This is a genomic window from Streptomyces sp. NPDC051109 (genome assembly GCF_044455885.1).
GTDB lineage: Bacteria > Actinomycetota > Actinomycetes > Streptomycetales > Streptomycetaceae > Streptomyces.
In genome coordinates, this window is record NZ_JBITFF010000059.1 from 1 (window position 1) to 6879 (window position 6879).

Annotated in this window: 6 protein-coding genes; 5 read left to right on the forward strand and 1 reads right to left on the reverse strand. The window is 66.9% G+C overall.

What is annotated here, in order from left to right:
* Positions 1-706: 706 nt before the first annotated feature.
* The 3 genes from ACIBAD_RS37420 to ACIBAD_RS37430 all read left to right on the forward strand — a co-directional run bounded on the left by ACIBAD_RS37420 (position 707) and on the right by ACIBAD_RS37430 (position 4058).
* Complete coding sequence (locus tag ACIBAD_RS37420; RefSeq protein WP_134068378.1) at positions 707-1222, forward strand: hypothetical protein; 516 nt, start codon at positions 707-709, stop codon at positions 1220-1222.
* Positions 1223-1244: 22 nt separating this feature from the next.
* A complete protein-coding gene (locus tag ACIBAD_RS37425) occupies positions 1245-1487 on the forward strand; it encodes a hypothetical protein (RefSeq protein ID WP_134068379.1) in 243 nt (80 codons plus the stop codon).
* Positions 1488-2237: 750 nt separating this feature from the next.
* On the forward strand, positions 2238-4058 hold the full coding sequence (locus ACIBAD_RS37430) for a hypothetical protein (protein ID WP_398911514.1): 1821 nt from the start codon (positions 2238-2240) through the stop codon (positions 4056-4058).
* 1477 nt (positions 4059-5535) lie between these two features.
* Here the strand turns inward: ACIBAD_RS37430 and ACIBAD_RS37435 are convergent.
* Positions 5536-5898, reverse strand: coding sequence for a hypothetical protein (locus tag ACIBAD_RS37435; RefSeq protein ID WP_398911516.1), 363 nt, complete (start codon positions 5896-5898; stop codon positions 5536-5538).
* Between the two features lie 203 nt (positions 5899-6101).
* On the opposite strand from ACIBAD_RS37435, the gene ACIBAD_RS37440 reads away from it, so the two are divergent.
* Positions 6102-6329, forward strand: a complete 228-nt coding sequence (locus tag ACIBAD_RS37440) for a hypothetical protein (RefSeq protein ID WP_398911518.1) — start codon at positions 6102-6104, stop codon at positions 6327-6329.
* Between the two features lie 294 nt (positions 6330-6623).
* Positions 6624-6788, forward strand: coding sequence for a hypothetical protein (locus tag ACIBAD_RS37445; RefSeq protein WP_398911520.1), 165 nt, complete (start codon positions 6624-6626; stop codon positions 6786-6788).
* The last annotated feature ends 91 nt before the right edge of the window (positions 6789-6879 follow it).

Sequence of the window (6879 nt, forward strand, 5' to 3'; positions counted from 1 at the left end):
CGCCTCACCGGCGAGAACACCATCTCCTGGCGCGACCCAAAAATGCCTATCAACCATCCCATCCCAGGATGAAACAGCAGGATAAAACGACCTCTAAGGAGCCGCGGGGCCCCTCGGGTTCAGTGGGGGCTGACCTGACGCCGATGATAGCTGCCCCCGCGATCGGTGGTGACGGGCGGATGCCTGCCCGGTACTGCCCGGTCTGCGGTGAACGGCTCCGGCCGAACGCACGACCCGCGGGCCCGGTTCTGCTCGGCGGTGTGTCGCTCCAGGCAGTGGGCCTCAGGCCCAGCGGGTCCGGCGAGGGTGGCCGCGTTGCGGGATGCCCGGGACGCCGCTGAGTGCCTGTCGTGCGGGACGCGGTGGACGCCGGGGCGTCCACCGAGCGGAGCCCCGTACGGCCAGCGGGCGTTGGGGCGCTGCGCCCCTCATGCGGGCACGGTTCGTACCGCTCGACAACTTGGCCGGGGCCCTCCGGCCGGCTTCTGCATCATCACCACGTCGTGGTCCGAGCTCGGGCGTCAAGATGCAGACCAGGGACTCCGGATATACGGTCGTGGGTAAGGTGCTCAGGCCAGGGTCTCTGTAGACGGCGCTCTTGACAGCCGCTGGAGGCCGTCGGGCACCGTGAAGGCGGCGCCAGGATGCAGGCTCACGGTTCCTTTCTCCTGCCCTATGGGCAGCATGCCTGGTCGGAGGTCACCGGATGATCATTGCCGATCGTACCTTCCACTCCCCGCTATGCCGCATCTCGTGGACCGACGTCGTCCACGGCACTCAGCATTCGTCGTTTGGCTTGGACGAGGAGGTCGAGCTGCGCTTCGGCCTCAATCTGGACCAGAGCTTCTGGTCGTCGTTCGAAACCTCGCAGTTCTTCGCGCAGTTCTGCGTCTATCGGTTCGGCGAGCTGGTCAAGCGGTTCGACCACTCCGGCGACACGCGGCAGGAGCTGCCCGGTGCGCCTGCGACCCAGATATGGATCGGCGTCGCCCTGGGCGGGGCCGAACAAGCGAGTGGGACGAGAGCTGGGTTAGTGCAGTTTCGTCCACAGATCTTTTTCTTGCGACAGAACAACTTTGTCAACCTAAAACCTGAGTTCGCAGTGGCTCCGCATGACCACGCATTCATGGTTGATCAGTTCAGCTCTGTCGGCGGCTCCGGGAGTGAGTCTCTGGTTGGTGGAGTCGGCATCCCGGTGGGCACCCCGACACCTGAGAATTGACAGTCGGACACCAGGAGGAGACATGAGCCTGACCACGCTGGTGCAGAACATGGACGACTGGTGCGGGACACCCGTGCCCGGCCACCCGCCCCGCCCGCCATGGCTGCGCGACATCCTCACTGCGGTGGTCTTGGCCGAGATCTCGGCCAACATGAACGGTGCTGACGAGGGCCGCTCCCTGTACCGCGCCGCCGCTCGCCTCTACGAGGCCGCGGCCGAGAAAGTGGCTCTCAACCCGCAGCCGCTGCCCCCGTTGGAGGAGTAAACCTCCTGACAGGCGCATCGAGCCTTGGCCGGTGGGGGCCTCTCCGTGCCTCCAGGCGCCTCGTCGCCCACGCGAGACGTTGGACGTCCAGGGCTGGCCGCTTGGCGCGGTCTTGGCATCGTACGGTCACGATGTCGCCGTCGCAGATCGCCGCGTTAATCATGCTGTCGCCGGATACCAGAAACCGACGGGTTCTCACAATCCTGGTGCACTTTGGCGACGAACCCAAGGGGCATTGCGCCCGGCTCTACGGGTGCACACAGGGAGTTCGTCCGTGCGCCGAAGGATCGCGAGCGTCCCTGGCGCATCTATTTGCCCTGCATAGCTGCGCGACCTGCCCGGGCCAGGTCTTTAAGGGCGGTCAGGGGGCGGCTGTATCGCGGCTCCAGTAGTTCTCGCCGGAAGACCAGCGGAGATGCCCCTGAGCTGTACTGATGCCCGCTGGGCGGGGGCCTTGCTGAGGTGGCGGTAGTTGGTGGGGAGGGTGACGCCGAACTCGTCGGTGATCTGCTGGACGGTGCGACCGCCGGAGTCGTGCGGTGAGCAGGGGTGCGGCACCGGAGCTCGGTGCTGAGTGCCCACGACGCCGCGACGTCACGCAACCTGGAGCGCTCGGCCCCGGCGAGTGCAACGGACATCGAGGCGAACTCGCGAAGACGACGACGGCATCGGGCGCAAGCCGTGCACTCCGAAGAGGTACGGGCGTGTGTCAGGGCCAACCGGCCGTCCAGCCTGTGCTGTGTTGGGTGTATGAGCCCGATCGAAATCCGCGTTCACGGCGTCGGCGATCACGGTCCCCTGAGCGCATTGGGCAGCGTGGGCCTCGAACCGTCGGCGCAGACCTGCAAGGGCATCGAGTCGTACAACCTGCCGAAGACCCCGGCCCATGACCTCGCCCTCATCAACTGGTCGCGGACCTCGCGCGGCATGGCCGGCTTCCTCTGGTACCTCGCAATCCCCTTCACGCTGCTGAACGTCGTCGGCTACATGAAGCCCGCCGGACGGCGCCGCAACTGGTACACCGCTGTCACTCACCTGGCCTGCGTGTTGGCCACCGTGGTGCTGACCGCATGGCTGATCGTCATCACGGAGACGGTGCTGGAGTACGCACCGGGCCTGGCCGGCGAGGTGCTCCTGGCGGAGGTGCTGTCCGCATGGCTTCCGGCCGCGGCCGTCGCCGTCGCGATCCTCTGCCGGACCTTCCTGCGGCCGGAGCGCCGGATCCCCCCGATCCTCGCCTGCGTCCACGCCCTGTTCGCTTTCGCCGTGGCCGCGGCCGTGTCCGTGTGCAAACCGGCCCGGATGGAGTGGAGCAGCTGGCCCAACAGCTTCGGCTACGGCGGTGACGCACCCAGTCCGGCACTCGGGACAGGCGCCGATCCACGCCTCGACGCGATGATGGTCTTCGTACTCTGCTTCACCATTGTCGCGCTGATCCTCGCCTGCGCGCTGTGGAACTCGGCCGCAGCGGTCGTGACGATGCTCGTCTTCCTCGTACTCCACTCGACCGGCGCGATTCTCCGTCTCGGCGCCGGGTGGCTGATGGCGTACTTGGACTCCATCGGAGCCGTCGCTGACCGTTGCACAGGCATGGCAGCTTCGTCCCATCTGCTCAGGGCGGCCGATCCCGAAGGGGACCGGGTCCTGCTTCTCGACCTTGTGCCCTTCGCGGCGTGGGCCGCCATCGTGGGCCTCGCCGTGGCGTTCGCGCTCACGGCCTTCACCTGGGGGTGGAAGGAAACAGTTGAGTGGCAGGAGGACCGCGCCTACCGGCGTAGGAGATTCGTCCACCGTGTCGTGAGCGCGTTGCCAGGGTTGATCCGGCGCACCCTCGTCTGGGCTGTCGTCGTCTACGCCGCCCTGACGGCTGTTGTCTGTTTCGTGGCCCTGCGCACGAGCTGGAGCGGCTGGCCGCTGACCGTGGCACTGCTCCTGACACACGCGACCGTCGTCGGGGTGCTGGTGTTCATCGCCATGCGCGGAAAGCTCTCGGCGGCTCCCGAGGTCTTCGGCAAGATCGCCGATGTCGCTGGCTTCTGGCCGGTCCGTTACCACCCGCTGGCGGGCAGCTCATACCGCGACGATGTCGTGGACGGGCTGCAATGTGAACTCGAACGCCACCGGGAGGGCAGGGTCGTCCTGTTCGCCCACAGCCAGGGTTCGGTCCTGGGCACATGGTTGCTGGCCAATGAGAAGGTCCCTGAGAATCTCCGGGACGACGCGGCGGTCGTCGTGGAAGGGCCATCACTGCTGCCGCCGAAGGAGAACCTCAACCTCCTCACGTGTGGATCCCCGCTGAGGTCTCTGTACCGGGGCTTCTTTCCGTCATATTTCCACGACCAGTTCTTCCTCCGCGCCTCGGAGAGAACCGTCAAATGGTTCAACGCCTGGCGGGAGACGGACCCGATTGCGACAGCGATGCCGGATGCGGTGAGCGAGCAGGTGCATGACGAGGAGATCGACGAAGCGGATCGCGACCGCTTGCGTGGCCACACTGACTACTGGATCGAGGCAGCGCCGACAACCTGGATTCAAGGGCGGCTCGCACCGCCTGGCGGAGCCATACCGTGACCGGACCGCGCCGACACAGCGGTCCGGGGTGCGGCCGCATCCGTAGGCCGTCCCACATCACGGTCTCCGCGGGCAGGATCAGCAGTCCAGCCTCCCCGTCGGCCCAGGCCGCGTCGATCCCGCCGTACCTGGACTGCCACGCCGGCCGCGCCGCCCGCGTCGGCGACATAGACCGTCGGGTCGACCTCCCCGCCGTGCTCGGCGATCCGACGGTGTCGCCCCCCGTGGCCATTCATACCAGTAACCCGCAGCCCACCTGGCATGGAACACCTTTTCGATAACAGGGCGTGCCGATCTCGCAGCGGGTGGTGAGGAGAACAGGGAGGGCGGTGCCCGTCCCCGGGCTCGCGGCTTGCAGCAGGGATTCCGACAGCTCATGATCCGCATGTGCCGTTTCACGTCAGGCTTCGCTTCGGGCCACCGACCTCTCCCGCCGTCACCGGCACGTGGAGCAGCTCCAAGACCGCCGAGCGGAAGTTCCGGGGGTTCATCGGCCGCTACGGCAGCCGGGCGGACGTACGGATCGAGGACGCGCGGGACAACGGAGGCGGTCGTCGGCGCTCTCTCCGGGCGACAGGGTCGGCTTGGCGTCGCGGGTGAGGGCCCAGGATGTCGACGGCAACGAGACAGACCTGGTAGCTGCTGCGCGACCAGAAGGGCTGGGTCGCGGCCCGGTACGTCAGCAACGTCGGTGATGCGAAGTGGGCCAAAGAGATGGCAGTAAATGAGGCGGAGGACGAGGACCTGGACGGGTAGCAGAGACCCCGCACATGCGGCAGGTGGTTCGCATCAGTCCGCTGGGGAGGCATAGGCCGTCATGCCGGGGCAGGAGGTTGGCCGTCGTTGTGGCAGGGTCCTTACCGCAGGCCCTGCCACCTCTCGGCCGTCTCGCTCGCCGACCCGGGGTGCGCCCATTCGAGTACGCCCCACCATCAGGTGACAGCAGAATCAGCCACATCCGAAGGGCGGCTCCGGGCAAACCCAGCCGCGCACGAGGTCGTACGGCGGGGAGATAGTCCCCGGGTTTCCCTACATCGTGTGGCACCGGATCAGCTCCCACAGCATCCTGGACCGGCCCCTGGCCGAAGGCCGTCTTGCGGACCCGGGGATGGAGCGGATCCCGGACGTCATCATGTGATCAGCGCGCACCACCTCGCGCGGTCACATCTCGTCGGGCGGGACATGAAGCCGACTTCCGGACAGGGTCGAGGAGCTGGCGGAGGAGACCGTCGTCGCGGCGTGCACGCTGGCCGACGCCGTCGGCCCGTCGTGCTGGAGCGCGAACGCGGTGGAGGACGTGGCCGCCGCCCTCGAGGTCTTGGCCGGTGCGCTTGCCCAGCTCGATCCCGAGTGCGCGGAGATCCTCTCCGTCGTGCCGTCGCCGCGGCCGCCGTCGTCAAGCGCGCCGAACAAGCCGCAGCCGAGGCGATCAGGAGGGCACCCGGGAGCACCCTCCACGTGTGCTGCGTGCACCCTTCTACCCGAAGACCACCGAGTGCGGGACGCTCGCGCCGCCGTAGACGCCCCCCGTATCCGGCGCGAGCGCGTCCTGCCGGGCAGAGCAGAACTGGTCCTGGTAGAGGGTTGCGGCGGTGTCTGTGAGGTTGTCGACGACGCCCGCACCACCGGGCATCCCGATGCATTCGCCGTCCGGCGGGTTCTCCATGACCTGCCGGAATCCCGTATCGGCCCGGTTATACGCGAACTTGCCCGAAGCTGCCTGAGCGCTGGTCGATACCCCGGTCACCAGCACGATCGCCGAACTTGCGACGAGCGTCAGCCTCGCCATTCTTTTCCACACGTACACGTAAGCCCCTCTTCTCACCGCGGTGATTTCCACGACGAACATCATGAGCGCTGCATTCAGGGCAGCACGGCTCTTCGCCCTACAGCCACTCCGCATAGAAAGAAACCACTCATACGACGCGCGGCGAAACGATCCATCGTTTCCACATGCGAGATAGGGCACGGCGGCCCGGCCAGGCAAGTCCAGTGCTTCGGAAGGCATGGTGACCAGTGCGCTCCGAGATCGTTCACTCCTGTATGAACAACACCAAGCGTGTACTTGTCGCACTCACCCTTTCGGGAGCCGCCCTGACCATGTCGGGAGCTGCCCACGCCGAGGCCGTGACGGCGAACAGCCCCAGCAGGGCCGTTCCGGCTGACGGGATCCTCGGGATCGATCTCAACCACATCCTGCACGGACTGGGCCTCGGCGTCGGCGGCCAGCTCCTCGGCAACGCCAGGGGCGCCAACCACGGCATCGGCTAATTCCTCCCCGCCGGCCGCTCCGCCGTGGCACCACTCCCCCGTGCCGGCGGCCTTCTGTAGCAGCCACCGAGCTCGCTCTTCCAGAACGGCGAGTCCCATATGCGGGACTCGCCGTTCTATTTCATCGGAACGTTCAGGCCCTCGGTCAGCGGCCCCCACATCACTCGGGCGTCCGCGCTCACTGAAGTTTTCTCAGGGAAGAACACTTCCAATGCCCGTTGAGGACGAGGGCGGCGCGGGCGATGGCGCCGATCCGGCTCGGGCTGAGTGTGATGTGCTGCAAGGTACGCCAGCGTGCTTGAGTTCCGCGGCAGCGCGCTCGCCACGGGCGCGCAAATAACGGATCAGCGCGTTGGCCATGCGCGTGTCGACATCAAGGGCTCGCTCGGACTGGCCCTTCGGGCGGCGGACGGGCACATGGATGCCGATGCCCGCACCGATCTATCCCTTGTCCGCTAGTGATCTGAGTCAGAGATTCGTCGGCAGTAGGCGGCGACCTTGTCGAGGATCTCGTCGGCCGTCTTTGTCCAGACGAAGGGTCTGGGGTGTT

Coding starts and splice junctions, on each gene's coding strand:
- ACIBAD_RS37440 (WP_398911518.1), top strand. CDS start 6,102: ATGAACAACACCAAGCGTGTACTTGTCGCACTCACCCTTTCGGGAGCC.
- ACIBAD_RS37430 (WP_398911514.1), top strand. CDS start 2,238: ATGAGCCCGATCGAAATCCGCGTTCACGGCGTCGGCGATCACGGTCCC.
- ACIBAD_RS37420 (WP_134068378.1), top strand. CDS start 707: ATGATCATTGCCGATCGTACCTTCCACTCCCCGCTATGCCGCATCTCG.
- ACIBAD_RS37425 (WP_134068379.1), top strand. CDS start 1,245: ATGAGCCTGACCACGCTGGTGCAGAACATGGACGACTGGTGCGGGACA.